This is a genomic window from Embleya sp. NPDC008237 (assembly GCF_042956465.1).
Classification (GTDB): Bacteria; Actinomycetota; Actinomycetes; order Streptomycetales; family Streptomycetaceae; genus Embleya.
Genome location: NZ_JBIBGL010000003.1, coordinates 550,183 through 576,510, shown reverse-complemented (window position 1 = coordinate 576,510; position 26,328 = coordinate 550,183). Strand labels below are relative to the sequence as shown.

The window sequence follows — 26,328 nt, the reverse complement described above, 5'->3', positions numbered from 1 at the left end:
AAATAAAGCGACAAGGGCGGTTTGCTTGATCTGCTGACCCGGTGAACCACATGCTGCGTCGTCGCGGGCTCTGGGCCGTCGCGCTCGCACTCGTCGCCTCCGTCGTCGGGTGCGGAGGCGGCAGTTCGGGCCCACCGGTGCTCAATTGGTATGTGCCACCGGACAACGGGGCCTACCAAAAGCTCGCGGACCGGTGCAGCCAGGCGTCGGGCGGCGCCTATCGGGTCAAGGTCTCGGTATTGCCCACCGACGCGTCCGGGCAGCGTGAGCAGTTGGTGCGGCGCCTGGCCGCCAAGGACTCCTCGATCGACGTGATGGCGCTCGACCCGGTCTTCGTACCGGAGTTCGCCGAGGCGGGCTTTCTGCGCCCGTTCGATCCGGCCGAGGCCGCGGCGCTCACCGAGGGCATGCTGAGCAGCGCGGTGGAGTCCTCGGGCTGGCGCGATCGACTGGTCGCCGCGCCGTTCCGGGCGAACACCCAACTGCTGTGGTACCGCAAGTCGGTGGCCGCGGCAGCCGGGCTCGACCTGAGCCGGCCGGTCGGCTGGGACGAGGTGATCAGCGCCGCCGAGAAGACGCACAAGACCCTCGCGGTGCCCGCCAAGCGCTACGAGGGCATCACCGTCTGGGTCAACGGCCTGGTCACCGGCGCCGGCGGCGCGATCGTGCGGGACGTGGAGAAGGGCGTCGACCTCAAGGCCACGCTCCAGGAGGGTGGTTCGGGCAAGCGGGCCGCCGAGATCATGCGCCGACTCGGCCGCTCGTCCGCCGCGCCGCCCAACCTGGCCACCTCGATCGAGGACGACACCCGGACCACGTTCCAGTCCGGCTCCGGCGGCTTCATGGTCAACTGGACGTACGCACGCGGCGCCGCGGTCGAGGCGGTGGCCGACGGTCAACTCGCACGCGAGGTGCTCGACGACTACGGCTGGGCGCGCTACCCGCAGACCGACGTCGGCAAGGCCTCCAAGCCCCCCTTCGGCGGCATCGCGCTGGGCGTCAGCAAGTACGGCAGGCACACCGCGGCGGCGGTGAGCGCGGTGCGCTGCGCGGGCACGCTGGAGAACCAGATCACCTACATGCTGGAGTCCAAGGAGACCACGGCCAAGGCCGCCGCCTACGACGATCCGCGAGTGCGCGAGGCGTTGCCGATGGCCGATCTGATCAAGGAATCGCTCGACCAGGCCGGCCCGCGCCCGCGCACCCCGTACTACAACGACGTCTCCGCGTCCGTACAGCGCATGTACCACCCGCCCGCGAACGTCGACCCGAACACCGCCCCGCGCGAGACCGACGACCTGATCACCGGGGTCCTGCACGACAAGGTGCTGCTGTGAGCACGGTATCCACGGCCGACGCCGCGCCTCGGCACAAGAAGCCCCGCAAGCAGCTCGACCACGCCCAGCGGATGCGGCGCACCGGGTGGCTGCTCTCCGCGCCCGCCGTGGCGATCATGATCCTGGTTGCGATCGCGCCGCTGGTCGACGCGGGTTGGCTCTCGCTCTTCCACAAGCGGCTGACCACACCGGATGCGAACTCGTTCGCGGGCCTGTCCAACTACTGGGTGGTGCTCAAGGACCCGCTGTGGTGGACCGACGTGTGGACCACGCTGGCGCTGACCGTGGCCACCGTGTCGGTGGAGTTCGTGATCGGACTCGGGCTCGCCCAGTTGATGCAGCGCGCGTTGTACCTGCGCCGCAGCCTGCGCACGATCGTGCTGATCCCGTACGGCATCGTCACCGTGGTCTCCGCCTATGCGTGGCGCTACGCGTTCGACCCGTCCACCGGGTTCGTCAACGACTGGTTCGGCACCGACATCGCGTGGTTCGACCACCGCTGGTCGGCGCTGTTCGTGATCGCCCTCTCGGAGATCTGGAAGACCACGCCGTTCATGTCGCTGCTGCTGCTCGGTGGCCTCATCCAGGTCTCCCCGGACGTGCACGAGGCGGCGCGGGTGGACGGCGCGGGTCCGTGGCAGCGGCTCACCCGGGTCACCCTGCCGATCATGAAGCAGGCCATCCTGGTCGCGCTGCTGTTTCGCACGATGGACGCGTTCCGGATCTTCGACTCGGTGTTCGTGATGACCGGCGGCGCCAACGACACCGAGACGGTGTCCTTCCTGGCCTACCGGCAACTGGTCAGCCGCACCGCGCTGGGTCTGGGTTCGGCGATCTCGGTGTTGTTGTTCGCCTGCGTGCTGCTGATCGCGTTCCTGTTCATCAAGCTCTTCCGTACCGACGTGAGCAAGCTCGGGAGTCCCGCGTGAGTCAGCCCAACCCGGCCCGGGAGGGCGCCCGTGTCCTGGTCAGCGTCCTGGTGATCGCGATCACCGTGCTTCCGCTGGCCTGGATGGTGTCGTTGTCGTTCAAGGGCGGCGACGACATCAACAACGCGAAGTTCCTGCCCAGAACCTGGAGTTGGGACAACTATCGGACCGTCTTCAAGAACGACCTGTTCACCGACGCGCTGCGCAACTCGATCGGCATCTCGGTGATCGCCACGGTGATCGCGGTCGCCTGCGCGACCGGCACCGCGTACGCGATCGTGCGGATGGAGTTCCCGGGCAAGAAGCTGATCCTGCTCGGCGCGCTGGCGATCGCGATGTTCCCGACCATCGCGGTGGTCGGTCCGCTGTTCGACATGTGGCGCCGCATCGGCCTGTTCGACACCTGGATCGGGCTGATCCTGCCGTATCTGTCCTTCACCATGCCGCTGTCGATCTGGACCCTGACCTCGTTCTTCAAGCAGATCCCGTGGGCCCTGGAGGACGCCGCGCGGATCGACGGCGCGTCCGCATGGCAGGCGTTTCGCTACGTGATCGCGCCGATGGCGGTGCCCGCCGTGGTGACCACCGCGATCCTGGTGTTCTTCTTCGCGTGGAACGACTTCGTCTTCTCGGTGTCGCTGACCTCGACCAACAGCTCGCGTACGGTGCCCGCCGCACTGGCCTTCTTCACCGGTGCCTCGCAGTTCCAGCAGCCCACCGCGGCGATCGCCGCGGCGTCGGTCGTGGTGAGCATTCCGGTGGTCGCCCTGGTGCTGGTTTTCCAGAAGCGGATCGTTGCGGGCATCACCTCGGGCGCGGTCAAGGAGTAGGGACCGATAGATTCTCGCGCCATGAGCGAGCGGAACAGACGTGTCGGTGTCATGGGCGGCACCTTCGATCCCATCCACCACGGACACCTCGTCGCCGCGAGCGAGGTGGCGGGCCAGTTCGGGCTCGACGAGGTGGTGTTCGTGCCGACCGGGCGGCCGTGGCAGAAGTCCGCAGAGGACGTGTCCTCGCCCGAGGACCGCTACCTGATGACGGTGATCGCCACCGCGTCCAACCCGACCTTCTCGGTGAGCCGGGTGGACATCGACCGCGCGGGCGAGACGTACACCCTCGACACGCTGCGCGACCTGCGCGAGTCCTCGCCGGAGGGGACCGAAATATTCTTCATCACCGGCGCCGACGCGCTGTCCCAGATCTTTTCCTGGCACAACGCGCACGAGATGTTCGAGCTGGCGCATTTCGTGGGTTGCACCCGTCCGGGGCACACTCTGTCCGACCCGGGTTTCCCGGACGGCGGCGTGAGCCTGGTGGAGGTCCCCGCACTGGCCATCTCGTCGACCGACATCCGTGCAAGGGTGGCCGGGGGTGATCCGGTCTGGTACCTGGTGCCGGACGGGGTCGTCCAATACATCAGCAAGCGGCGGCTGTACCGGGGAGCTTCGTGAGCAACGACGACCGGCGCGAGTGGGAGCCTTACGGCACCGAGCGAGGGGACGGCGGACAGGCGCAGGAGCCTTACGACACCGGGCGAGGCGACGGCGCGCAGGCACAGGGGCAGCAGCCCGGGTACGGCTCGTACGGTCCGGACGGCGGCTACCCGGGGTACGACGGGCAGCCGGTGCAGCCGGTGCAGCCCGGGCAGCCGGGGCCGGACGGGCTCGACCCGGTGAGCTTCACCCCGCAGCAGTACTCGTACGACCCGAACGCATACGGCCGGGGCGGCTACGACCCGAACGCGTACGACCCGAACGCCTATCGGTCCGGGACCCATCCGTCGGGCGGCTACGACCCGAACGGGTACGACCAGGGCACCGGGACGTACGACCCGAACGGGTACGGCGGCGCCGCGCAGGGCGGCTACGACCCGACGGCCTATGCCGCCCCGGAGTTTCCGCAGCAGGGCGGCCGGGGCGGCTACCCGGACCCGCAACAGGGCGCGACCGGGTACTCGGAGCCGGTCCAGGGCTACTACGAACCGCAGCAGCCCGCTGCCCACTACGAGCAGCCGCCCGCACCGCCCGCACCGCAGGTGCCTGCGAGTCGGCCGGCGCCCGCCGGGCCGCTGCCGGCGGCCGGTGCGGATCCGGCCTCGACCGGGATCGCGGCGGGCTCGATCCCGGTTCGCCCGCCGGCCGGCCCGACCCGTTCACGATCCGACCGTTCGCGGTCCGCGGCCTCCGGGGCTTCGGCGCCGACGTCCTCGGCACCGGGTTCGGTCGAGGCAGGGTCCGGATCCGGGTCCGGCGGCGGCAGGTCCGGGTCGTCGACCGAGGACGGCCGGGTGCCGGCGCCCAGGGCACGGCGGCCCGGACCGGGTCGGCCGGGCCGACCCGGCTACGGCTCGGACGAGTTCGCGTTCGTCGACGACGAGAGCGAGCAGGCCGAGGACGTGATCGACTGGCTGTCGTTCGCCGAGACCCGCTCCGAGCGCCGGGACGAGAAGCGCCGGGCGATCCGGCAGCGACTGATCGCGCTCGCGGTGGTGCTCGCGGTGGCCCTGCTCGGCGTCGGCGGCTACTTCGCCTGGGACACCTGGATCCGCGAGGAGAAGGCGGTCGCCGCGCCCGGCAAGAACGGCGGCGTGCTGGTGCAACTGCGCGCCAAGGACGGCCAGGCTTCGGCCAACGCACTGCTCACCGTCGACCCGGCGAAGAACACCGCGTCCATGGTCAGCGTGTCCTCGGTCGTGGTCGTCAACTCCGACAACAACTCGTTCCCGCTCGGCCGGCTGATGGCCGAGGAGGGCCCGGGGGCGTCCCGGGATGCGCTTTCCGACCTGCTCGGCGTCAAGCTGGACGGCTCGTGGGTGATCTCCGAACCGGTCCTGCAGGGGCTGGTCGACCTGGCGGGCGGCATCCAGCTCAACGCCGACGTCGAGGTCAAGGGCCCGGACGGCAAGGTGCTGGTCGGGCAGGGCCGCAATCCCGCGAACGGCGTCGCGGCGCTGGCCTTCGCCACCTACAAGCAGCCCAACGAGGCGCCCGCGGTGGTCGGCGATCGGTTCGGCCGGGTCCTCCAGGGCCTGCTGGCCTCGTTCCCGACCCAGCCGGACGCGATCCTGACGCTGCTCGCCAACATGGCCAACCTGCCCGACCCCTCGTTGCCGGACGACAAGCTCAGCGTGCTGCTGGCGAATCTGGCCAAGGCCACCCAGGCGAAGCAATTGCAGGTCCGGGCGCTCCCGGTGTCCCCGGAGGGCATCCTGGACGGCCCGGCGGCGGTGCCGATCGTGCGCGAGTTGCTCGGCGGCACGGTACGCCAGGGCAAGGTCGCGACAGGACCGGTCCGGGTGATGGTGGAGGACGCCAGCGGCAAGACCGGCGCCCAGCAGGACGCGAACGTGCGGCTGCTCAACGCGGGTGTCACGTACGTCCCGGGTGGTGCCGCGGGCAAGCGCACCCAGCCGGCGTCGACCGTGCAGTACGCCGACGACGCCCGCAAGGGCGACGCGGACCAGGTCGCGCTGACCCTGCGCCTGCCACCGACCGCGGTGAAGAAGGCCACCGGCGAGATGCTCGCCGACGTGGTGGTCACGCTCGGGCAGGACTACACCCCGAACAAGCCCTAGCCACGGGTGCGGCCGACCCCGGACACCGGTTCGGGGTCGGCAGCACTTCGCCGCGGCGGGTCGGCGGCGGGTCGACACCGTGGTCCGCGAACGGGCGTCGGTCGGGAACGCGCGAATAACGAGTGGCCGTCGCATGCCCCGCGTGTGAGACCCTGAACGGTAATCCCCTTGTCGTCCGCAGGAAGCGAATCGTGACCGCAACCCCCCACGCCCTGGAGCTCGCCACCGCGGCTGCCGTGGCATGTGCAGAGAAGCTCGCCACCGACGTCGTCGCCTACGACGTGAGCGAGGTCGTCACGATCACCGACGTGTTCGTGCTCGCCTCCGCGTCCAACGACCGCCAGGTCAAGGCGATCATGGACGAGGTCGAGGAAGCGTTGCGCGGGCTCGGCGCCAAGCCGGTCCGTCGCGAGGGTGAGCGCGAAGGGCGCTGGATCCTCCTCGACTACATCGACATCGTGGTGCACGTCCAGCACGCCGAGGAGCGGGCCTACTACTCGCTCGAGAAGTTGTGGAAGGACTGCCCGCGCATCGAGCTGCCCGAATCGGTGCGGCTGGGCAACGAGCAGGCCAAGGCCGCGGAGGCGGCGGAGGGCGCGCTCTGAGCGGGAAGGGGCGCCGTGTCCTGCTGTGGCGGCACGGCCAGACCACGTGGAACGTCGAGCGGCGCTTCCAGGGGCAGACCGACATCCCGCTGACCGACGAGGGGCTGGGCCAGGCCCGGCGCTCGGCCCGGCTGCTCGCGGCGCTGCGTCCGGACGTGATCGTGGCGTCCGACCTGACCCGCGCGGTGGACACCGCCGCCGAACTGGCCCGGCTGGTCGACGTCCCGGTCACCCTGGATCCCGCGCTGCGCGAGACGTACGCGGGGGAGTGGCAGGGGCTGACCAACCGGGAGATCGAGGAGACCTTCCCCGAGCAGTTCGCCGCCTGGCGGCGCGGTGAACCGGTGCGGCGCGGCGGCGGCGAGTTGGAGAGCGAGGTCGCCGAGCGGATGGCCGAGGCGATCGGGCTCGCGGTGGAGAAGCTGCCGGAGGACGGCACGCTCGTGGTCGTCTCGCACGGCGGCGCGATTCGCTGCGGCCTCGGCGCGATGCTGGGCCTGCCCCGGGAGACCTGGAGCGCGCTGGGCGCGCTGTCCAACTGCTGCTGGTCGGTGCTCGGCCCCGGGGCGCGTGGATGGCGGCTCCTGGAGCACAACGCCGGCACCCTGCCCGAGCCGGTCATCGGCGACGACGTCTGAGCCGGCCGCGACCAGGACGACCGATCCGGTCGCGGACGAGAACGATCCCGGAGTCGAGGGCGCCCCGATGGGGCCGCTTCCCTCGACTCCGGGATCGTTTTCGTCGTCCGGCGCCGGCGGTGCGTGTGCTCAGCCCTCCCCGGCCTGCTTGCGGTACAGCTCCTCCAGGTCGGCGAGCATGCCGTCGGCGAGATCGCGTTCGGCCTGCCAGTAGCGCTCGCTCCACTTGAGCACCAGGGCCGGGAAGGGCCAGCGGTCCTGGGCGGAGTCCTCGCTTGCGCGCACCTCGTCCAGCGTGCCCGCCGCGTAGTCGCGGTGTTCCACCAGCGTCTTGCGCAGTTCCTCCGGCTCGCTGAGGTGGCCGAGCCAGACCCGCAGTGCGACGCCGTGCTTGAGCACGGGCGGTCCGGCCGGGGTCTCCCGGGTCCAGGCCGCCAGGGCCTCCTGGCCGGATGCGGTGATGCTGTACAGCCGCTTGTTGCGCAGTTCGTCCTGGGACGCGATGCGGGAGACGGCGAAGCCGAGCTGCTCCAGGCGCTTGAGTTCGCTGTAGATCTGACTCAGCGCCGGGCTCCAGTAGAAGAAGCGCAGGGACGCGTCGGCCCACTTCTTGAGGTCGTATCCGGAGCGCTCGCCCGGGAACGACAAGAGGCCGAGTACGGCCCACGCGGTTGCGGGCAGTTTCGGGAGCGGATCCCCCGTCATCGTGGCCTCCATCGGTACGCGTCAACTTTTTCTGATTCTACGTCAGCCGCCTATTGACCTGACTGGTCGTCATATATCTAATTGAAGTATTCCACGCCTCGCGCACCAGGAGTACGGCATGCAGTTCTCGATGATCTTCGAAGCCCAGATGGCCAACCCCACGGCAGAGCACGAGCGCGAGGTCATCCTCAACTCCGTGGATCAGGCCGTGTACGCCGAGCAGATGGGCTTCGACCGGATCTGGGCGGTCGAGCATCACTCGACCAAGTGGTACTCGCACATGAGCGCCCCGGAGATCTTCCTGACCTGGGTGGCCGCGCGGACCAGCCGGATCCGGATCGCGCACGGCGCGGTCTGCATGCCGTTCAACTTCAACCACCCGGCCCGGGTCGCCGAGCGGATCGGCATGCTCGACACGCTCTCCGGCGGCCGGCTCGACGTCGGCGCGGCCCGCGGCGGCACGCTCCAGGAGTCCTCGCTGTGCGGGGTGGACATCGAGCAGACCAAGGCCCAGGTCGAGGAGGCGCTGCGGATCATCGGCGCCGCGTGGCAGCAGGACGAACTGGTCTGGCACGGCGACGTGCTCGACATCGAGGGCTCGCACCCGATCCTGCCGCGCCCGGTGCAGACCCCGCACCCGCCGCTGTTCCTGGCCTGCAGCAAGCAGCCGAGCCTGGTCGAGGCGGCGGAGTACGGCGTCGGCGCGCTGGTGCTCGGGTTCGCCGGTCCCGAGGAGGTGGCGAACCTCAACCAGATCTATCGGGACGCGATCAAGGAGCGCACCGGCGAGCGGTTCGTGTCCTCGGTGACCAACGACCACCTGGTCGCGCTGTGTCCGACGATCGTCTCCGAGGACGGCGCCCGCGCCCGCCAGGTGGGCGCCCGCGGCCAGCGCTTCTTCGCGCAGTCGATCGCGCACTGGTTCTCCGGCGGCAAGTCCGGCATCCCGGACGAGGCCGTGGTCGAGGGCCGGGACGAGGTGGCGATCATCAACGAGGCCGCCGAACAGCAGGTCGCCATGCTGCACGAGGCGAAGATCCCGGTCACGGTGAACGCGACCGCCACGTACAACATCAACCACGCCTACGGCACGGCCGAGGACGCGATCGGCTACGTGCAGAAGCTGATCGACGCGGGCGCCGACGAGATCATGTGCCTGATCCAGATGGGCACGATCCCGCAGGAGGACTGCATGGAGACGATCCGCATCTGGGGCGAGAAGGTCATCCCGCACTTCCGGGCCAAGTACGGGGCCTGACGGGCGGGCCGGCCCCGGTGGGTCGGTGCACGGGGATCGAGACTTCGTTCGGGACGTGGTACGCACGCCGTGGTCGTCCCGGACGAGACCGGCCCGGTCGGATCCGGTGCGGAGGACCGGGTCCGACCGGGCCGCTTGTCGGGCGCGGATGTGGTCGGGTCGAGGACGGAACCTGCGGAGGCGGTACGCATGGCTGATCTGAGGGGCAAGGTGGCGATCGTCACCGGGGCGGCGCGGGGGCAGGGGGAGGCCGAGGCGCGGTTGTTGGCCGCGCGCGGGGCGAAGGTCGTGGTGACCGACCTGCTGGTGGAGGAGGGGACCGCGGTCGCCGCCGGGATCGGGGACGCGGCGCGGTTCGTGCGGCACGACGTCTCGGACGCGGCGGACTGGGCGGCGGTCGTCGAGGTCGCCGTGCGCGAGTTCGGCGGTGTGCACGTCCTGGTCAACAACGCGGGCATCCTGTGGACCAAGCCGATCCTGGAGGAGACGCCCGAGGGGCTGGATCGCATTCTCAAGGTCAACCTGTTCGGCACCTTCCACGGCATCCAGGCGGTGGCCCCGCTGATGCGGGCCGACGGTGGCGGGTCGATCGTGAACATCTCCTCGCTCGCGGGGCTCCAGGGCATCCCGGGGCATGCGGCCTACGGGTCCTCCAAGTGGGCGATCCGCGGACTGACCAAGACCGCCGCGCTGGAACTGGGCGAGTACGGGATCCGGGTCAACTCGGTGCACCCCGGCGCCGTCGACACGCCGATGATCGGCAACCGCTTCACGCGCGGCGCGGGCAACTTCCCGACCGTGCCGCTGCGTCGGGTCGGCGAGCCGGAGGACATCGGCGAGTTGGTGGTCTTCCTCGCGTCGGACGAGTCCTCCTGGATCACCGGGACCGAGTTCGTCATCGACGGGGGCTCGATGGCGGGCATCGTGCCGCCGGTGCGGGGGTAACGGCCGCGGCACGCGGTGGCCACTCGGCAACCGTTCGTTTGTTTGTCGGATTTGCTTAGTTGTACTATGCAAATGCGAGCCGAGAAGTCGGCAGGCACAGATCGAAGGAACACATCATGGCTGAACTCCAGGGCCCCAACCTGACCGACAAGGTCGTCATCGTCACCGGTGGTGCCCGCGGGCTGGGCGCCGCCGCGGCCGAGCAGATCGTCGCCGGCGGCGGGCGCGTGGTGATCTCCGATCTGCTGGACGAGGGCGCCGACACGGCCGCCGCCCTGGGCGCGAACGCGCGCTTCCACAAGCACGACGTGACCAGCGAGGAGCAGTGGAAGGCGGTCGTGGACTTCACGATCGCCGAGTTCGGCCGGGTCGACGGGCTGGTCAACAACGCGGGCGTGTCCACCGGCGCGATGTTCGACACCGAGACGCTCGAACACTTCGAGTTCGTGATCAAGGTCAACCTGACCGGCGTCTGGCTGGGCATGCAGGCGGTCATCCCGCACCTGAAGGCGGGCGGCGGCGGCTCGATCGTCAACATCTCCTCCGCGGCCGGACTGATGGGCCTGGCGATGACCGGCTCCTACGGCGCGTCCAAGTGGGCGGTGCGCGGAATGAGCAAGGTCGCCGCGGTCGAACTGGGCACGGCCGGGATCCGGGTCAACTCGGTGCACCCCGGCATGGTCTACACGCCGATGACCTCGTCGGTGGGCATCCTGCGCGGCGAGGGCAACTACCCGAACACCCCGATGGGCCGGGTCGGCGAGCCGAGCGAGATCGGCTCGGCGGTTGCCTTCCTGCTCTCCGACGCCGCGTCCTATGTGACCGGCGCGGAGCTGGCCGTGGACGGCGGCTGGACCACCGGGCCGACGGTGAAGTACGTGATGGGTGGCTGACGGGATGGCGGCCGTGCCGTCGCAGCGTTCGCATCGATCGAGGAAAGGTGGCATCCCATGGCGGATCTGACCGGCAAGGTCGCGATAATCACCGGCGCCGCACGCGGCCAGGGCGCGGCCGAGGCCCGGCTGTTCGTTGCGCACGGCGCCCGGGTCGTGCTGACCGACCTGTTGGTGGAGGAGGGTACGAAGATCGCCGCGGAGCTGGGCGAGGCGGCGCGCTTCGTCCGGCACGACGTCTCGGATCCGGCCGACTGGGCCGAGGTGGTCGCCGTCGCCGTCGCCGAGTTCGGCGGCCTCGACATCCTGGTCAACAACGCCGCGATCTACTGGACCAAGGGCTTCGCGGACGAGACGCCCGAGCGGGTCGAGCGCATCCTCCAGGTCAACTTCTTCGGCGTCTGGCACGGCATGCAGGCGGTGCTGCCCGCGATGAAGGAGCGCGGCGGCGGCTCGATCGTCAACATCTCCTCGCAGGCCGGCCTGGAGGGCATGCCGGGGCATGCGGCCTACGGCGCGACCAAGTGGGCCGTACGCGGCCTGTCCAAGACGGTCGCCCTGGAGGTCGGTGAGCACGGCATCCGGGTCAACTCGGTGCACCCGGGCACGATCGACACCCCGATGATCGCCGCGGTCGGCCTGGAACAGGGTGCGGGCCGGTTCCCCTCCGTCCCGCTGCGCCGGATCGCCGCGCCGGAGGAGGTCGCCGAGGTGGTCGCCTTCGTCGCCTCCGACGCGGCGTCCTACCTGACCGGCACCGAGCTGGTCGTCGACGGCGGTGCGATGGCCGGGATGACCCGGCCCGTCGGCAGCTTCTGAGTCGCCTCCGGGGTTCGCGGGGAAGACACCGCGAACCCCGGGGCCTCCCGGGACCGGCCCCGGCAAAGGCGTTTGGATGCGGCGCGGGGGAGCGTGTAAAGTACTCGTGGTCGAGCGGGTAAGCCGGTCGGCCCAGTTGAATAGCGGGGCTGTAGCTCAGTTGGTAGAGCGCTTGCATGGCATGCAAGAGGTCCGGAGTTCAATTCTCCGTAGCTCCACAGACAAGACCGCCTCCCGGATCCGTCCGGGAGGCGGTCTTTTTCGTACCCGGGCCCTTCGTGAGGGGGCGGCGGACCAGGCGGGCGCCATACGGGTGGGGGCAGGATCGGCGCCGAGCCCGCCGTAAATAGTATGAAAGCCCCGTACCGGGCATTGTCTCTCCGTGACTACGACGAAGGTGAGCGTGCGATGACGGAGAGTCGATTCTGGGAGCGGGCGATGGACCGGACGATCGTGCCCGGATACAGCCGGATCGGGTACGGGGTGCGCCGGCGAACCGGGTTTCCCGGCGATCCGGAGCCGGCGGCGCTCAAGGGGCGGACCGTCGTGGTGACCGGCGCGTCCTCCGGCATCGGCGAGGCGGCGGTGACCGGCCTGGCCCGGCTCGGCGCGACCGTGGTCCTGGTCGGACGCGACGAGGAGCGCACCGAGGCGGCCCGTCGGCGAGTGCTGGACCGGGTCCCGGGCGCCGAGGCGACCGTGCGCCGCTGCGACGTGGGCAGCCTGCCGGACGTGGCCAGGTTCGCCAAGGCGCTGCGCTCCGAACACGGCCCGCTGCACGCCCTGGTGCACAACGCCGGTGCGATGCCCGCCGAGCGCACCGAGACCGCCGAGGGGCACGAGTTGTCGCTCGCCGTGCACGTGCTCGGGCCGCACCTGCTCAGCCGCCTCGTGGCCGCCGACCCCGCGTCCTGCGCGCGGGTGGTGTGGATGAGCTCGGGCGGGATGTACACCCAGCGGTTGCCGGTGGACGACATCGAGTACCAACGCGGCCCGTACCGGGCGACCGTCGCGTACGCGCGCACCAAGCGCATGCAGGTCGTGCTCACCGAGCTGTGGGCCGAACACCTGGGCGCCGGCGGCCCGGTCGTGCACGCCACCCACCCGGGGTGGGTGGACACCCCGGGCCTGCGTGCGTCGATGCCGACCTTCCGCCGGCTGACCGCGCCCCTGCTGCGCACTCCGGAACAGGGCGCGGACACCGCCGTGTGGTTGTGCGCGGCCGACGAACCGGGCCGCGAGACCGGCCTGTTCTGGCAGGACCGGGCCCCGCGGCCGACCCACTACCGGACGGCGACCCGGGAGAGCCGGCCGGACCGGGCCTGGTTCTGGCGCCGCTGCCAGGAACTGACCCACCCGTGGGCAGCCGAGTGCGGCAGCCGCGCGGACCAGGCATAGGTCCGGTTCCACCCGGCCCCGGCCCCGGCCCGGGCCCAACCCGGCGCGGTCACGCGAGCGGGAAAGTGATCCCGTGTTCCTCGACCGGGCGCGGCCCGTGGATGCGGCGGTCGGCCTCGGTGATCACCACGTCGTTGATGCTCGCCTCGCGCCGCCGCATCAGACCGTCCTCGGCGAACTCCCACAACTCGTTGCCGTAGCTGCGCCGGAAGCCGCCCGCGCCGTCGTGCCACTCGTACTGGAAGCGCACCGCGATCCGATCGGCGGTGTACGCCCACAGTTCCTTGCGCAGTGCGTAGTCGTGCTCGCGGGCCCACTTCTCGGTCAGGAAGGCCACGATCGCCGCGCGCCCGGTGACGAACCGGTCGCGATTGCGCCAGACCGAGTCGGGTGTGTAGGCGAGCGCGACGCGTTCGGGATCGCGGGTGTTCCAGGCGTCCTCGGCGGCCTGCACCTTGGCCCGCGCGTCGGCCTCGGTGAACGGGGGCAGCGGCGGCTTCACTCGGACCACCCCGACTGCTCGATCACGTCGACGAAGTTCGTCCGCTCGAAGCCCGGTACGAACCGGTCGAGCACATCGGCCTTGACGTTGCCGAACGTGGTCTGCGGGCGGTGTTCGATGCCCTCGGTGAAGGCCCGCAGGATCCGCCGCGCGAAGTCCGGGCGGGGGTGCGCGGCGACCACGGCGGCGCGCGCCGGAGCCGGGATGTCGTCGAGGCCCAGGCCGAGCACGTCCAGCTCGACACCGGCGGTCACCAGTGCCACCTCCGGCTCCATCCGGGTCGGGATTTCCGGGGTGGTGTGCAGCGCGATGGCGGTCCACACGATCCGCGCGCGGTCGGCGGACAGGCCGTGCCGCAGCACGAAGTCGCGGGCGGCTTCCGCGCCGTCGAGTTCGAAGCGCTGCTGCGAGGCCCGGTACCCGGCGGTCAGCCCGAGGTCGTGGAACATCGCGCCCACGTAGAGCAGTTCGGGGTCGAAGTCCAGCCCTCTTCGGCGTCCCTGGAGGGCGCCGAACAGGTAGACGCGGCGCGAGTGGTCGTACAGCAGCGGTCCGGCGGTGTCCCGGACCAATTCGGTGGCCTCCTTGGCGAGCGCGCTGTCGGGGATGTCGACGTCGGCGATGCGGTCGGGCATGAGGGCGGTCCTTTCCGAGGTGAGGCGGCTTGTTTCGGTGCCTCGAGCCTCTCTCCGCGGGCCCGATCGGCGCCATGTCCATCCGGACACCGATCCCTCGCATTCGGACACGGCCGCCAGGTAGCGTCGAGGTCATGCGACGAAGGAACGTGGCGGTGCTCGGGTACGACGGGGTCCGGCTGATGGACGTGACCGCGCCCCTGGAGGTGTTCGGCACGGCCGAGCGACTGGGCGGCGCGTACACGCTGACGCTGTGCTCGCCGACCGGCGCGCCGGTGACCACGTCGGCGGGCACCCGGCTGGTGGTCGACGCGGCCGCGACGGAGATCGACGGCGCCCACACGCTGGTCGTGCCGGGGTCGGTCGACTTCCCGCACCGGGCGCCGTCGGCGGAACTCCTGGAGGCGGTGACCGCGCTCGCCGCGACCTCCGGGCGGATCGCGTCGGTGTGCACCGGCGCGTTCCTGCTCGCCCGGGCGGGGCTGCTCGACGGGCGTCGGGCCGTGACGCACTGGCGGCACACGGCGGTGCTGGCCAGGCGGTATCCGAGCGTCTCGGTCGAGCCGGACGCGATCTTCGTCCGGGACGGCTCGGTCTACACGTCCGCGGGGGTGACCGCCGGCATCGACCTCGCACTGGCCCTGGTCGAGGCCGACGAGGGCGCCGATCTGGCCCGCGAGGTGGCCCGCGACCTGGTGGTGTTCCTGCGCCGACCGGGCGGCCAATCGCAGTTCTCGGTGCCCTCCCGGGCCCGCGCCGGCGCCGACGACCCGCTGCGCCCGGTCCTGGACGCGGTGGCCGCGGACCCGGCGGCCGACCACTCGCTGCCCGCACTCGCCCGGCTGAGCGGCTTCAGCCCACGCCACCTCACCCGCCTGTTCCACGAGCGGGTCGGCTCGACCCCCGCGGTCTACGTCGAGGCCGTGCGCATCGAGGCAGCCCAATCCCTCCTGGCCGCCGGCGCCACGGTCACCGCTGCCGCCACCCACAGCGGCCTCGGCAGCGACGAGTCGCTCCGCCGCGCCTTCCTCCGCCGCCTCGGCATCACCCCCTCCACCTACCGCGCCCGCTTCCGCACCACGGCGTAGTGCCGCGCCCCATGCCACCCCCCACGATTGCGTTCGATCGTGTGCGGGCACCGGAGGCGGGTGACCGTCGGACTCGGGCTGGGCCTTGTCGTCGCGTGGTACGTACTACGCGGTCTCGGCCGCCGTTGGGGCTGGGCCCGGCGCTGCGTGCGGGTGCTGAGCCCGTGGACCGCACGGTTGCACGCGTGGGTGTTGTCCGCGCCGATCACCTTCACCTACATCGCCGTCTTCACCGCGTCCACCGTGGTGCAACGCACGTCGCCGCCCCGGCTGATCGACCTGCTCACCAAGCTGAACAGCACCAACCTGTTCCGGCTCGGCGACGATCCGCTGGAGGCGCTGCTCACCAGCGCGTTCTGGGTCGCCGACCACGGCTCGGGACTGGCCGGCTACGTGGTCGTGTTCGGCACGCTGGTGGCCTGGGCGGAACGCCGCTACGGGTCGCCCAGGATGTTGTTGATCGGGGCGAGCGGGCACGTGTTCGGGTCGTTGTTGACGGCCGCCGTGGAGAAGGGGGCGATCGAGGCGGGCCGTCTCCCGGACAGGATCGCGTTCGCGACCGATGTGGGGGTGAGCTACGTCGAGGTGGGCTCGTGCGCGGCGGCGGTGCTGATCATGTCCGGCTGGATCCGGCTCGCGGGCGCCGCGGTGATGTTCGTCTCGGTCGGCCTGCCGGTGATCGTGGACCACACCATCTGGGACTTCGGCCACCTGTTCGCGACGCTGTGCGGCCTGGCCGCCGCAGTGCTGTTGCGGATGGTCGGGCCGCTGCGCAAACCGGCGCCGCTGCGGACCCCCTTGGTCGTGAGCACTGCGGCCGACCCGGTAGACTTGTGACGTATTCACGCGGGGCTGTAGCTCAGTTGGTAGAGCGCTTGCATGGCATGCAAGAGGTCCGGAGTTCAATTCTCCGTAGCTCCACGGCAATCCCGAAGGCCGCTTCCCTCAGGAAGCGGCCTTCGGTCGTTTCGGGTCGCCCGATCGGTTCGCGCCCGCCCGTGCGCTTCGGCCCGCCCGATCGGTTCGACGAGCGTTACCGCTCCAGCTCCGCGAAGAACTCCCGGATGTCGCCGATCAGCAGCTCCGGCTGCTCCAGCGACAGGAAGTTGCCACCCCGCTCGAACTCGGTCCAGCGCACCACGTTGTGGTCGCGTTCGGCGAACCGACGGATCGCCACGTCCGACGGCAGCGCCACGGCCACCGCCGTCGGTACCGTGCCGCGCTCCTTGGGTGCCCACGCACTCGGGTCGTGCGCCATCTCGTAGTAGAGGTTGGCCGAGGAACCGGCCGTGCCGGTGAACCAGTACAGGCTGATGTTCGTGAGCAGGGTGTCCCGGTCCACCGCGTCCTCGGGCAGCTCGCTCGCGGCGTCCGTCCACTCCTTGAACTTCTCCACGATCCACGCGAGCTGGCCGACCGGGGAGTCGTGCAGCCCGTGGGCGAGCGTCTGCGGCCGGGTCGACTGGATCGCGTTGAAGCCCATCTTGTCGTCCCGGAACTCCTGGAGCCGGGCGAGCCTGGACTGTTCGCCCTCGGTCAACCCGACGAAGTCGGCCGGGTCCTCGGACGGGAAGGTGACCAGGCCGTTGACGTGGATCCCGATGACGTTCTCCGGCGCGATCCGACCCATCTCACCGGCGATCCACGCACCGCCACCGTTGCCCTGCACGCCGTAGCGCGCGTAGCCCAGGCGCGCCATCAACTCGGTGAACGCACCCGCGATCCGGCCGGTGTTCCACCCGGGACCGGACAGCGGGCCGGAGAAGCCGACTCCCGGGGTGTCGGTGACCACGACGTGGAAGTCGCGCGACAGCGGCTCGATCACGTCGACGAACTGCACGAACGAGCCCGGCCAGTCGTGGATCAACAACAGCGCGGGGGCGTCGGGCCGGGCCGAGCGCACGTGTGCGAAGTGGACGTCCTGGCCGTCGATTTCGGTGACGAACTGCGGGAACTCGTTCAGCCGGGCCTCCGCCTTGCGCCAGTCGAATCCGTCCGCCCAGTACGCCGCCAGCCCCCGGAGGTAGTCCGCCGGCACCCCGCGCGTCCAGCCGGGCACGCCCGGGACGTCGGCGGCCCAGCGGGTGCGGGCGAGGCGATCGCGCAGGTCGTCGAGATCGGCCTGGGCGATCCCGATCCGGAAGGGGCGGATCGCGGTGGCGTCGGCGGTGACGGTCTCGGCTGCGGTGTTGCTGCTGGTCTCCATGAGAAGAAGACTAGGATCCCATTGGGAACACTACGTTCCTATTGAAGCGTCAGGCTGAGAAAATGTTGGAAACCTCCGCGCGCCTGCTGCGCCTGTTGTCCCTGCTCCAGACCTCGCGGGAGTGGCCCGGTTCGGAACTGGCCGAACGCCTGGGCGTGACCGGTCGCACGATCCGCAAGGACGTCGAGCGGCTGCGCGAACTCGGCTACCCGGTCGATGCCACCCGCGGGTCCACCGGCGGCTATCGGCTGGCCGCAGGCGCCGCGATGCCGCCGCTGCTGTTGACCGACGACGAGGCGGTCGCGGTCACCATCGGGCTGGGCACGGTCGCCCGAGGCGCGATGGCGGGCATGGAGGAGACCTCCATACAGGCACTGGCCAAACTGGAACAGGTACTGCCGGCGCGGCTGCGCCGACGGGTGCGGACGTTGCAGCGGTACGCGGTGCCGGTGCCCGCGGACCGGCCGAGCGCGAAGGTGGACACCGACGTGCTCACCGCCCTGGTCGCGGCCTGCCGGGACCGCGAGCGACTGCGCCTGGACTACCTCGACCACGCCGGGGAGGTCACCCGGCGCACCGTCGAGCCGCAACGCGTGGTCAACTGGGGCCGACGCTGGTATCTGGTCGCGTGGGACGTGGACCGCGACGACTGGCGCACCTTCCGGGTCGACCGGATCACCCCGCGCACCCCCACCGGCCCCAGGTTCGCGCCGCGCGAGGACCCGGACGGCGACGCGGCGACCTACGTCGCGGGCAAGGTCTCCGCCGCCGCGTGGCGCCACCGCGCCCGCGTCCTCGTGCACGCGCCTGCCGCCGAGATCCTGGACCGGATCAACCCGGCCGTCGGCACGGTCGAGCCGATCGACGCCGACACCTGCGTCCTGGACACCGGCGCCGACTCGCTCGACAACCTGGCCGTGCACCTGGGCATGCTCGGCCACGACTTCGACGTCACCGACCCCCCGGAACTGGTCGCCCACCTACGCACCTTGGCCACCCGCTACACCCGAGCGACACCGCCGCATCCGCCGCAGGCGTGAACACTCGGCGCACCGGCGAGGCCGAGTCGATGTCGATCGCGAACGGTACGAGCAGTGCGAGCCGCACCCGCTCGACGGCCGTCGCCACGTACGTGCCCCTGGTCGGCTCCGACATGCCGCCCGGGTCGAACTCGCCGCCCACGACGCGGCGGTCACCGACGGGGAACTGTTCCACCGCTTCGAGCGCATGTGAGTGCGGCCGCGCGCAGGTGCGGTCCGGCCGCTCGTCGGGAGCCCTGATCGGTCGGATCCGAGCGGGCGCGGGCGGGCGGGTGAGCGGGCGCGGACCGGTTCCTCGGGCACCGGGTGATCACGATTGAGGTCTTTCCCGTCACGGTTGCGTGACGGGTCGAACGAGTGGGCGAATGGTCCGGTTTCCGGCCAGTAGTGTCGCCGGACGTGACCCTCACCGCAGTACTCGTGCTGGTGCTCGCGAGCCTGCTCGCGGTCGCCGACTGGGTGGTCGTCGCGCGGGGACGCCTCCCGCTCGATCGGCTCCCCCTCGATCGCCTCCTGAAGGCCGCGGTGATCTGTGCCCTGGTGGTCGTCGTCTGGTCGTTCGACGAGGTCGACGGGGCACTGCGCGCGTTGTTCAGCGTCGCGCTCGCGCTGTCGCTGCTGCGCGACCTGCTCGCCCCGCGCTGGTTCGCCGGCGCGGTCGCGGCCTCGCTGCTCGCCCACGTCGGCTACGTCGCGGGCTTCCAACGCATGGGGTGGTCCTGGTTGTGGGCCGCCGCCGGCATCGTGGTCGTGCTGTTCGCGGCGGCTGCCTACGCGGTGCGCCTGGTCACCGGCGCACGCGAGAGCGCGCCCACCTACGTCGGCATGGTGCTGCTCTACGTCGGCGTGGTCTCGCTGATGGTGGTCGCCGCGGCGGCCACCGGCCGACCGAGTGCGGTGGCCGGCGCGTTCCTGTTCTACGTCTCCGACACCCTGGTCGGCTGGAACCGGTTCCGTGCCCCGACGCCGTACGCGCCGGTGTTGATCGTGGTCGCCTACCACCTCGCCCAGATGTTGCTGGTGTTGTCGCTGTCCACCGGGCCGGCTCCGGGGCTGTGACCGGACCGGGGCGGCGCGGGGCCGGGGATCGTGGTGGCCGCCTCGGGACCGTGACCGCGTCGGCCCGGGTACTGCCACCGGGCCGCGACCGTATTGAAGTAACCTCGGGCCGCCTGCGGTAACCTGAGGGCATGCGTGCCGTACTGCTGCTTACCGGGCCGCGCTGAGCAGGCCGGGTGGAGGACCGCTCCCACCCGACTCGGCGCGGCGACCCCTCCTGAGCGAGGGGTCTTTTCGTTTCCAGAAACGGTCGCTTCGCGCAAGCGACGAAACCGGAAGCAGCCGAAGGCTGCCCACACCCCGATGGTTGAGGACGATGACCGAGATGACGCAGGGTTCTGCCGGCAACACCGACGCCCCGACCGAGCCCTACCGCTACAACGCCGTCCTGGCGGGCGACATCGAGGCGCGGTGGCAGGACCGTTGGGAGGCCGACGGCACGTTCGAGGCGCCGAACCCGGCCGGTCCGCTGGCCGAGCCGGAGAAGGTCGCCGGCCGGCCCAAGATGATGGTGATGGACATGTTCCCCTACCCCTCGGGTGTGGGCCTGCATGTCGGACACCCGCTGGGCTTCATCGCGACCGACGTATACGCCCGGTTCAAGCGCATGACCGGCCACAACGTGCTGCACACCCTGGGCTACGACGCGTTCGGCCTGCCCGCCGAGCAGTACGCGGTGCAGACCGGCACGCACCCGCGGGTGACCACCGAGGCGAACATCGCCAACATGCGCCGCCAGCTGCGCCGGCTGGGCCTGGGCCACGACCAGCGCCGCTCGGTGGCCACCACCGACCCGGCGTACTACCGCTGGACGCAGTGGATCTTCCTGCAGATCTTCAACTCCTGGTACGACCCCGAGGCGCCCGGTGCGGACGGCGGCGTCGGTCGTGCCCGCCCGATCGCCGAACTGGTCGAGCAGTTCGAGAAGGGCGACCGGGCCACCCCGGACGGGCGCGCGTGGGCCGACCTGACCGGCACCGAGCGTTCGGCCGTGCTGGACGAGTACCGCCTGGCGTACGTCTCGCAGGCCCCGGTCAACTGGGCGCCGGGCCTGGGCACCGTGCTGGCCAACGAGGAGGTCACCGCCGACGGCCGCAGCGAGCGCGGCAACTTCCCCGTGTTCAAGTCCAACCTGCGGCAGTGGATGATGCGGATCACCGCGTACTCCGACCGCCTGCTGGGCGACCTGGACAAGTTGGACTGGCCCGAGCCGATCAAGATCATGCAGCGCAACTGGATCGGCCGATCCGAGGGCGCCAAGGTCTCCTTCGCGACCGACGCGGCGCCGATCGAGGTCTTCACGACCCGGCCCGACACGCTGTTCGGCGCCACCTACATGGTGCTGGCGCCGGAGCACGAACTGGTCGACGCCATCGTTGCGGACGCCTGGCCCGAGGGCATCCCGGCGGTGTGGACGGGCGGCGCGGCCACCCCGGCCGAGGCGGTCGCGGCGTACCGCCGATTCGCCGGCTCCAAGAGCGACGTCGAGCGACAGAGCGAGGGCAAGGACAAGACCGGCGTCTTCACCGGCGCCTATGCGACCAACCCGGTCGACGGCGCGCGGGTGCCGGTCTTCATCGCCGACTACGTGCTGATGGGCTACGGCACCGGCGCGATCATGGCGGTGCCCGCGCACGACCACCGCGACTTCGAGTTCGCGCGCGCCTTCGAGCTGCCGATCCGCTGCGTGGTGCAGCCCACCGACGAGCGCTCGATCGACGACACCACCGACTGGGCCGACGCGTTCGTGTCCTACGACGCGAAGCTGGTGAACAGCTCCGGCGAGGGCATCTCCCTGGACGGCCTGGGCGTGGTCGACGCCAAGAAGGCGATCACCGAGTGGCTGGCCGAGCGCGGCATCGGCGAGGGCACGATCAACTTCAAGCTGCGCGACTGGCTGTTCTCCCGGCAGCGTTACTGGGGCGAGCCGTTCCCGATCGTGTTCGACGAGGACGGTGTCGCGCACGCGCTGCCGGACTCGATGCTGCCCGTCGAGCTGCCCGAGATCGACGACTACCGCCCGCGCACCTTCGACCCGGACGACGCGGACACCAAGCCGGAGACGCCGCTGTCGCGCAACGCCGACTGGGTGAACGTCACGCTGGACCTGGGCGATGGGCCCCGGCAGTACCGCCGCGAGACCAACACCATGCCCAACTGGGCCGGTTCGTGCTGGTACGAGCTGCGCTACCTGGACCCGACCAACACCGAGGCGCTGGTCGACCCCGAGGTCGAGAAGTACTGGATGGGGCCGAGGCACGAGGGTCACACCGGCGGCGTGGACCTGTACGTCGGCGGCGTCGAGCACGCGGTGCTGCACCTGCTGTACTCGCGCTTCTGGCACAAGGTGCTGTTCGACCTGGGCCACGTGTCCTCGTCCGAGCCGTTCCACAAGCTGTTCAACCAGGGCTACATCCAGGCGTTCGCGTACAAGGACGAGCGCGGCGTGTACGTCGAGGCGAGCGAAGTCGAGGAGCGGGACGGGAAGTTCTTCCTGGGCGAGCAGGCGGTCAGCCGCGAGTACGGGAAGATGGGCAAGTCGCTGAAGAACTCGGTGACGCCCGACCAGATGGCCGAGGAGTACGGCGCGGACACGCTGCGCCTGTACGAGATGTCGATGGGCCCGCTGGAGATCTCCCGGCCGTGGGACACCCGCGCGGTGGTCGGCTCGTACCGCTTCCTGCAGCGGCTGTGGCGCAACATGGTGGACGAGCGCACGGGCATGCCGACCGTGGTCGACGAGCCGGCCGACGAGGCCACGCTGCGGGCCACCCACAAGGCGATCGACGGCATGCGGCGGGACATGGACGCGCTGCGCTTCAACACCGCCATCGCCAAGGCGATCGAGCTGAACAACGCGCTGGTCAAGCTGCCGGCCGTGCCGCGCGAGATCGCGGAGAAGCTGGTCCTGATGGTCGCGCCGCTGGTGCCGCACGTGGCCGAGGAGCTGTGGTCCCGGCTGGGGCACGGCGACACGGTCACCTACGAGGCGTTCCCGCAGGCGGACCCGGCCTACCTGGTCGAGGACACGGTCACCTGCGTCGTGCAGATCAAGGGCAAGGTACGGGCCCGCCTGGACGTCCCGCCGAGCATCGGCGAGGACGAGCTGAAGGCGCTGGCGCTGGCCGATCCGACGGTGCTGTCCGCGCTGGACGGGGCCGGGGTGCGGATGGTGATCGTCAAGCCGCCGAAGCTGGTGAACATCGTTCCGGCTTAGGTCGGTGGGGTGGGTCGGTCGATGGGGGCGGCTGGTGTCGGTTGGCGTCGGCTGGTCGGTTGGCATCGGTCGGTGGGAGTCAGTCGGGGTCGGTCGGGTGGGTCGGTCGCCTGCCGGGTGGGGTGGTCGGTGGGAGCCGACCGCCTGTTCGGCGGGCGGTCGGCCGTGCCTGGTGGGCGATTCCCGGGCCGTGTCCGGATGGCTTCCGGGGGGCTTACGGTCCGCTTCCCGTCGGCCTCCGTCGGTGGGGTCGGCCGCTCGTTCGGTGGGCGGTCGGTCGTGCGCGGTAAGCGATTTCCGGGCTGTGTCCGGACCGTTTCCGGTCGGTGACGATCGGTCTGGAACGCGGTGTTTTCCGCCGCGTGCGTATCGGAGCGGCCCGGCGGCGTTAGTGTGAGGGGACACCTTCCGGCCCCGACCAGGCAGGAGACGCCTCGTGGCCCTCGCCGACGTTCCCGCGACCACCGACTCGTTGGCCGATGGCGCCGAGACCTTCGGCGTCGTGCTGGGCGCCGGTGTGCTCGCGTGTCTCGTGCTCGTGGGCGTCGTGGTGGGCCTGATCACGATGACGCGGCGGGCGGTGCGCCGCCGGATCGACCGGCATGCGCCCCGGGTCCGCGGCCTCGTGGAGGACGCCACGTCCAAGGCCCGTGCGTACACCCTCACGGGTGGTGCGGGCGAGGCGGCGCGCATGCGCGGGTCGATGCGGCGTTCGCTGGACCAGACCCGCCGGGTGCTGGAAGCGGGCTACGCGCAGGATGCGCAGCTCTCCGACGCGGTCGCGCTGCTGCGTCGGCTGGACGAATTCGCCAAGGCCCTGGACACCGATCTCAAGCTGGTCGAGCGCGAGCCCGATCGGGACCGGGTCGCCCGCGAGTTGCCCGGCCTCAAGGACCGCGCGGACCGCATCGAGCACGCTGCGGCCTCGCTGCGGTGGGCCGTCCAGGATCGCGAACGCCACCTGGGCGAGGACGAGTTGGACCGGCTCGGCACGGACGTCGAGCGCGAGGCCGCGGCCCTGCGCGCACACGCGGACGAGAGCCGATCCGAGAGCAAGCGGCTGACCTGAGCAGCCGCCGCCGGCGGGCCCCGACGACGGGACGCGCCGGCCGCACCGCGGCGCGCGTCACCCGCGCGTCGGGGCGTGGCATGGTGACCGAATATTGAATGTGGTGTCTCGACTCAGCGACCCGACACGGGGTAGCCGAGACACCGACCCCGCCCCCCTGTCGTCTCACATCCGGGTGGTTGCCCGCTCATGCCGACGATGCCGACCGATCTTGCCGTGGTCACGGACTCCACGGCCTACCTACCCGAGGAGCTCGTGGAGCGGCACCGCCTCGTGGTGGTCCCGCTCAAGGTCGTCCTGCGCGGACGGCCGCTGGACGACGGCATCGAGGCCACGCCCGCCCAACTCACCGACGCGCTGCGCGGGCGTCGGGTGGTGACCACGTCGCGCCCGGCGCCCGAGACGTTTGCCGAGGTCTATCGCGAACTCGCCGAGAAGGGCGCGACGGGCATCGTCTCGATCCACCTCTCCGGCGAGTTGTCCGGCACGTACGAGGCCGCGCTGCTCGCGGCGCGGGACGCCGACGTGCCGGTGCGCGTGGTGGACTCGCGCACGCTGGGCATGGGGATGGGCTTCTCCGTGCTGGCCGCGGCGGAGGCGGCGGCCGACGGCGCATCCCTGGAGGAGGCGGCGATCGCGGCGGAGAAGCGCGCGCAGACCACGTCCGCGCTGTTCTACGTGGACACGCTGGAGTATCTGCGCCGGGGCGGGCGGATCGGGGCGGCGGCGGCGTTCATGGGCACGGCGCTGGCGGTCAAGCCGCTGTTGCACGTGAGCGACGGGTTGATCGGGCCGCTGGAGAAGGTCCGCACGGCGACGCGCGCGATCAGCCGACTGGAGGAGTTGGCGGTGGAGCGGGCGGGGGCCGGGGAGGTCGACGTCGCGGTGCATCACCTGGCCAGTCCGGAGCGCGCGGAGGCGCTGGCCGGGCGGTTGCGGGAGCGGTTGCCCGGGCTGGGGGAGCTGTATGTGAGCGAGGTGGGCGCGGTGATCGGCGCGCATGCGGGGCCGGGGTTGTTGGCGGTGGTGGTTGCGCCTCGGTGAGAGGTGGGGGCGGATGGGGTTGGGGTCGGGTTTGGTCGGGTTTGGTCGGGTTGCTCGGGGTGTGATGGGGCTGGGTTGGGGGTTGGGTCACCCACGTGGGTGGGTTCCGTTTCCACAGCCTGCCGGGTTGTGCACAGGCGGATTCGGTGAGCGGGAGCGGGTGAGCGGGGAGACCTAGCTTCGAGGCATGTCCGGATCGCCGCCCTCGTTTTCGTCCTCGTTTCCGTCATCGCCACCGCCTTCTTCACCGCCGCCGTTCTCGTCCCCGCCGTCCCCGTCCCCGTCGCCGTCGTCCTTCGCCTCTTCGCCGCCGCCCGGCTTTTCGGTTCTCGGGCGTTGGGCGCCGTCCGCCGGACATGCGTCTTCCGGTCGCGCCTCGCCTGGCCGTGCCTCCCCTGCTCGTGCCTCCCCTGATCGTGAGTCGCACGATCTTGCGTCGCCCGACCGTGCGTCCTCGGCGTTGCCGCGGTCGAGTGCCGAGCGGGTCGCCGCGCTGCTCGGGTCGGGGGAGCCGGATGCCCCTCGGGGGCCGGCCCCCGGGCGGCGGATGGCCGAGGCGGTCGCGGATCGGCTGCCGGCTCGACTGCGGGTGGGCGTGGATCGGCGTGCGGTGGCCGCGGTCGCGGTGCTCGCACTGGTGGCGGTTGCCCTTGCGGTGGGCGGATGGTGGCGGGCGCGTCCGCAGAGTGTGGCGGCGCCCGCGCCGGCCGGGCAGGCGACGGGCGTCCCGGCGCCGGGGTTCGCGACGACGGCAGGCTCGCCGGCGCCGTCGTCGGCTGCCGGACCGGCGCCCGCGGTCGGGCCGATCACGGTGCACGTGGCCGGGAAGGTGGCGCGTCCGGGGGTGGTGGTGTTGCCGCCGGGGGCGCGGGTGGCGGACGCGGTACAGGCCGCGGGAGGTGCGCTGCCGGCGGCGGATCTGGCCACGCTGAACCTGGCCCGCCCACTGGCCGACGGCGAACAGATCCCGGTCGGTGTCCCGGGCGCCCCGATCCAGGTCGCTCCGACCCCGACGGGTGGCCCGACGGCTCCGGGCGCGCTCGTCGACATCAACGCGGCAACGGCCGAACAACTGGAGCAACTTCCCGGCGTAGGGCCGGTCCTGGCCCGCCAAATCATCGAGAAGCGCACCCAGCTCGGCCGCTTCGCCACGATCGACCAGCTCCGCCAGATCCGCGGGATCGGCGAGCGCAAGTACAGCGACCTGAAACCAAAGGTCCGAGTATGAGCGGTCCGTTCGCAGGCATGGATCGCCCGCCCACCTGCCCGGCGTTGCACCGCGACCGCCGGCTCCGCCCGGTGCAGGCCTGCGAGGGGCGCGGAGCGCGGCCGTCGGTGGGTTGCGGAGTCGGGATGGGTTCGAC

The 26,328-nt window shown here is 71.1% G+C and carries 24 protein-coding genes and 2 tRNA genes; 22 read left to right on the top strand and 4 right to left on the bottom strand.

Translation table 11 applies throughout. From position 1 onward, the window contains the following. Nucleotides 1–50 precede the first annotated feature (50 nt). From ACFZBU_RS09445 to ACFZBU_RS09415, 7 genes are all read left to right on the top strand, one after another. Nucleotides 51–1,337 carry an extracellular solute-binding protein gene (locus ACFZBU_RS09445; RefSeq protein WP_391582884.1) on the top strand — a complete coding sequence of 429 codons (1,287 nt, stop codon included), beginning with the start codon at nt 51–53 and terminating at the stop codon, nt 1,335–1,337. Beyond that, nucleotides 1,334–2,266: a carbohydrate ABC transporter permease gene (locus ACFZBU_RS09440; protein ID WP_391582883.1), complete on the top strand. Its 933-nt coding sequence runs from the start codon at nt 1,334–1,336 to the stop codon at nt 2,264–2,266. Before ACFZBU_RS09445 ends, ACFZBU_RS09440 begins: the two co-directional genes overlap by 4 nt. After that, nucleotides 2,263–3,096: a carbohydrate ABC transporter permease gene (locus ACFZBU_RS09435; protein WP_391582882.1), complete on the top strand. Its 834-nt coding sequence runs from the start codon at nt 2,263–2,265 to the stop codon at nt 3,094–3,096. The genes ACFZBU_RS09440 and ACFZBU_RS09435 overlap by 4 nt, the downstream gene beginning before the upstream one ends. Nucleotides 3,097–3,117: 21 nt before the next feature. Then, nucleotides 3,118–3,720 (top strand): nicotinate-nucleotide adenylyltransferase, encoded by a 603-nt coding sequence (gene nadD, locus ACFZBU_RS09430; protein WP_391582881.1) that lies wholly within the window; start codon nt 3,118–3,120, stop codon nt 3,718–3,720. After that, nucleotides 3,717–5,843, top strand: coding sequence for an LCP family protein (locus ACFZBU_RS09425; RefSeq protein ID WP_391582880.1), 2,127 nt, complete (start codon nt 3,717–3,719; stop codon nt 5,841–5,843). Before nadD ends, ACFZBU_RS09425 begins: the two co-directional genes overlap by 4 nt. A 191-nt stretch (nt 5,844–6,034) precedes the next feature. Next, nucleotides 6,035–6,448 carry a ribosome silencing factor gene (rsfS, locus tag ACFZBU_RS09420; RefSeq protein ID WP_020549744.1) on the top strand — a complete coding sequence of 138 codons (414 nt, stop codon included), beginning with the start codon at nt 6,035–6,037 and terminating at the stop codon, nt 6,446–6,448. Next, on the top strand, nt 6,445–7,086 hold the full coding sequence (locus ACFZBU_RS09415; RefSeq protein WP_391583079.1) for a histidine phosphatase family protein: 642 nt from the start codon (nt 6,445–6,447) through the stop codon (nt 7,084–7,086). The genes rsfS and ACFZBU_RS09415 overlap by 4 nt, the downstream gene beginning before the upstream one ends. Nucleotides 7,087–7,215: 129 nt before the next feature. Here ACFZBU_RS09415 and ACFZBU_RS09410 read toward each other — a convergent pair whose 3' ends face one another. Then, nucleotides 7,216–7,791 (bottom strand): helix-turn-helix transcriptional regulator, encoded by a 576-nt coding sequence (locus tag ACFZBU_RS09410; protein ID WP_391582879.1) that lies wholly within the window; start codon nt 7,789–7,791, stop codon nt 7,216–7,218. Nucleotides 7,792–7,909: 118 nt separating this feature from the next. Between ACFZBU_RS09410 and ACFZBU_RS09405 the strand changes: the two genes are divergently transcribed. The 6 genes from ACFZBU_RS09405 (at nt 7,910) to ACFZBU_RS09380 (ending at nt 13,104) form a co-directional block, all read left to right on the top strand. Further along, a complete protein-coding gene (locus tag ACFZBU_RS09405; RefSeq protein ID WP_355544145.1) occupies nt 7,910–9,049 on the top strand; it encodes an LLM class flavin-dependent oxidoreductase in 1,140 nt (379 codons plus the stop codon). A gap of 189 nt (nt 9,050–9,238) precedes the next feature. Next, nucleotides 9,239–9,994: a glucose 1-dehydrogenase gene (locus ACFZBU_RS09400; protein ID WP_391582878.1), complete on the top strand. Its 756-nt coding sequence runs from the start codon at nt 9,239–9,241 to the stop codon at nt 9,992–9,994. Between the two features lie 116 nt (nt 9,995–10,110). Further along, nucleotides 10,111–10,887, top strand: coding sequence for a glucose 1-dehydrogenase (locus ACFZBU_RS09395; protein ID WP_391582877.1), 777 nt, complete (start codon nt 10,111–10,113; stop codon nt 10,885–10,887). A gap of 57 nt (nt 10,888–10,944) precedes the next feature. Beyond that, a complete protein-coding gene (locus tag ACFZBU_RS09390) occupies nt 10,945–11,706 on the top strand; it encodes an SDR family NAD(P)-dependent oxidoreductase (RefSeq protein WP_391582876.1) in 762 nt (253 codons plus the stop codon). A 145-nt stretch (nt 11,707–11,851) separates the two neighbouring features. After that, nucleotides 11,852–11,924 (top strand) — tRNA-Ala (locus ACFZBU_RS09385). Nucleotides 11,925–12,114: 190 nt separating this feature from the next. Continuing rightward, nucleotides 12,115–13,104 (top strand): SDR family NAD(P)-dependent oxidoreductase, encoded by a 990-nt coding sequence (locus ACFZBU_RS09380; RefSeq protein WP_391582875.1) that lies wholly within the window; start codon nt 12,115–12,117, stop codon nt 13,102–13,104. A 49-nt stretch (nt 13,105–13,153) separates the two neighbouring features. Here ACFZBU_RS09380 and ACFZBU_RS09375 read toward each other — a convergent pair whose 3' ends face one another. Both ACFZBU_RS09375 and ACFZBU_RS09370 read right to left on the bottom strand, forming a co-directional pair. Beyond that, nucleotides 13,154–13,606 carry a nuclear transport factor 2 family protein gene (locus ACFZBU_RS09375; RefSeq protein WP_391582874.1) on the bottom strand — a complete coding sequence of 151 codons (453 nt, stop codon included), beginning with the start codon at nt 13,604–13,606 and terminating at the stop codon, nt 13,154–13,156. Continuing rightward, on the bottom strand, nt 13,603–14,241 hold the full coding sequence (locus tag ACFZBU_RS09370; RefSeq protein WP_391582873.1) for an HD domain-containing protein: 639 nt from the start codon (nt 14,239–14,241) through the stop codon (nt 13,603–13,605). Before ACFZBU_RS09370 ends, ACFZBU_RS09375 begins: the two co-directional genes overlap by 4 nt. A gap of 134 nt (nt 14,242–14,375) precedes the next feature. Between ACFZBU_RS09370 and ACFZBU_RS09365 the strand changes: the two genes are divergently transcribed. The 3 genes from ACFZBU_RS09365 to ACFZBU_RS09355 all read left to right on the top strand — a co-directional run bounded on the left by ACFZBU_RS09365 (nt 14,376) and on the right by ACFZBU_RS09355 (nt 16,250). Further along, a complete protein-coding gene (locus ACFZBU_RS09365; protein ID WP_391582872.1) occupies nt 14,376–15,329 on the top strand; it encodes a GlxA family transcriptional regulator in 954 nt (317 codons plus the stop codon). Between the two features lie 60 nt (nt 15,330–15,389). Then, the gene (locus tag ACFZBU_RS09360; protein ID WP_391582871.1) at nt 15,390–16,166 is read left to right on the top strand and encodes a rhomboid-like protein; all 777 of its coding nucleotides are present in this window, start codon (nt 15,390–15,392) and stop codon (nt 16,164–16,166) included. A gap of 11 nt (nt 16,167–16,177) precedes the next feature. After that, nucleotides 16,178–16,250: transfer RNA gene (locus ACFZBU_RS09355), tRNA-Ala, on the top strand. A gap of 112 nt (nt 16,251–16,362) precedes the next feature. On the opposite strand, the gene ACFZBU_RS09350 is transcribed toward ACFZBU_RS09355, so the two are convergent. Further along, on the bottom strand, nt 16,363–17,535 hold the full coding sequence (locus ACFZBU_RS09350; protein WP_391582870.1) for an epoxide hydrolase family protein: 1,173 nt from the start codon (nt 17,533–17,535) through the stop codon (nt 16,363–16,365). A 62-nt stretch (nt 17,536–17,597) separates the two neighbouring features. Here ACFZBU_RS09350 and ACFZBU_RS09345 point away from each other — a divergent pair, with 62 nt between their 5' ends. The 6 genes from ACFZBU_RS09345 (at nt 17,598) to ACFZBU_RS09320 (ending at nt 26,192) form a co-directional block, all read left to right on the top strand. Beyond that, nucleotides 17,598–18,575 (top strand): helix-turn-helix transcriptional regulator, encoded by a 978-nt coding sequence (locus ACFZBU_RS09345; RefSeq protein WP_391582869.1) that lies wholly within the window; start codon nt 17,598–17,600, stop codon nt 18,573–18,575. 399 nt (nt 18,576–18,974) lie between these two features. Beyond that, nucleotides 18,975–19,634, top strand: a complete 660-nt coding sequence (locus tag ACFZBU_RS09340; RefSeq protein WP_391582868.1) for a lysoplasmalogenase family protein — start codon at nt 18,975–18,977, stop codon at nt 19,632–19,634. A 316-nt stretch (nt 19,635–19,950) separates the two neighbouring features. Further along, nucleotides 19,951–22,851 (top strand): leucine--tRNA ligase, encoded by a 2,901-nt coding sequence (gene leuS, locus ACFZBU_RS09335; RefSeq protein ID WP_391582867.1) that lies wholly within the window; start codon nt 19,951–19,953, stop codon nt 22,849–22,851. A 436-nt stretch (nt 22,852–23,287) separates the two neighbouring features. Then, complete coding sequence (locus ACFZBU_RS09330; RefSeq protein WP_391582866.1) at nt 23,288–23,920, top strand: hypothetical protein; 633 nt, start codon at nt 23,288–23,290, stop codon at nt 23,918–23,920. 198 nt (nt 23,921–24,118) lie between these two features. Continuing rightward, on the top strand, nt 24,119–24,964 hold the full coding sequence (locus ACFZBU_RS09325; RefSeq protein ID WP_391582865.1) for a DegV family protein: 846 nt from the start codon (nt 24,119–24,121) through the stop codon (nt 24,962–24,964). A 547-nt stretch (nt 24,965–25,511) separates the two neighbouring features. Then, complete coding sequence (locus ACFZBU_RS09320; RefSeq protein ID WP_391582864.1) at nt 25,512–26,192, top strand: helix-hairpin-helix domain-containing protein; 681 nt, start codon at nt 25,512–25,514, stop codon at nt 26,190–26,192. Nucleotides 26,193–26,328 lie beyond the last annotated feature (136 nt).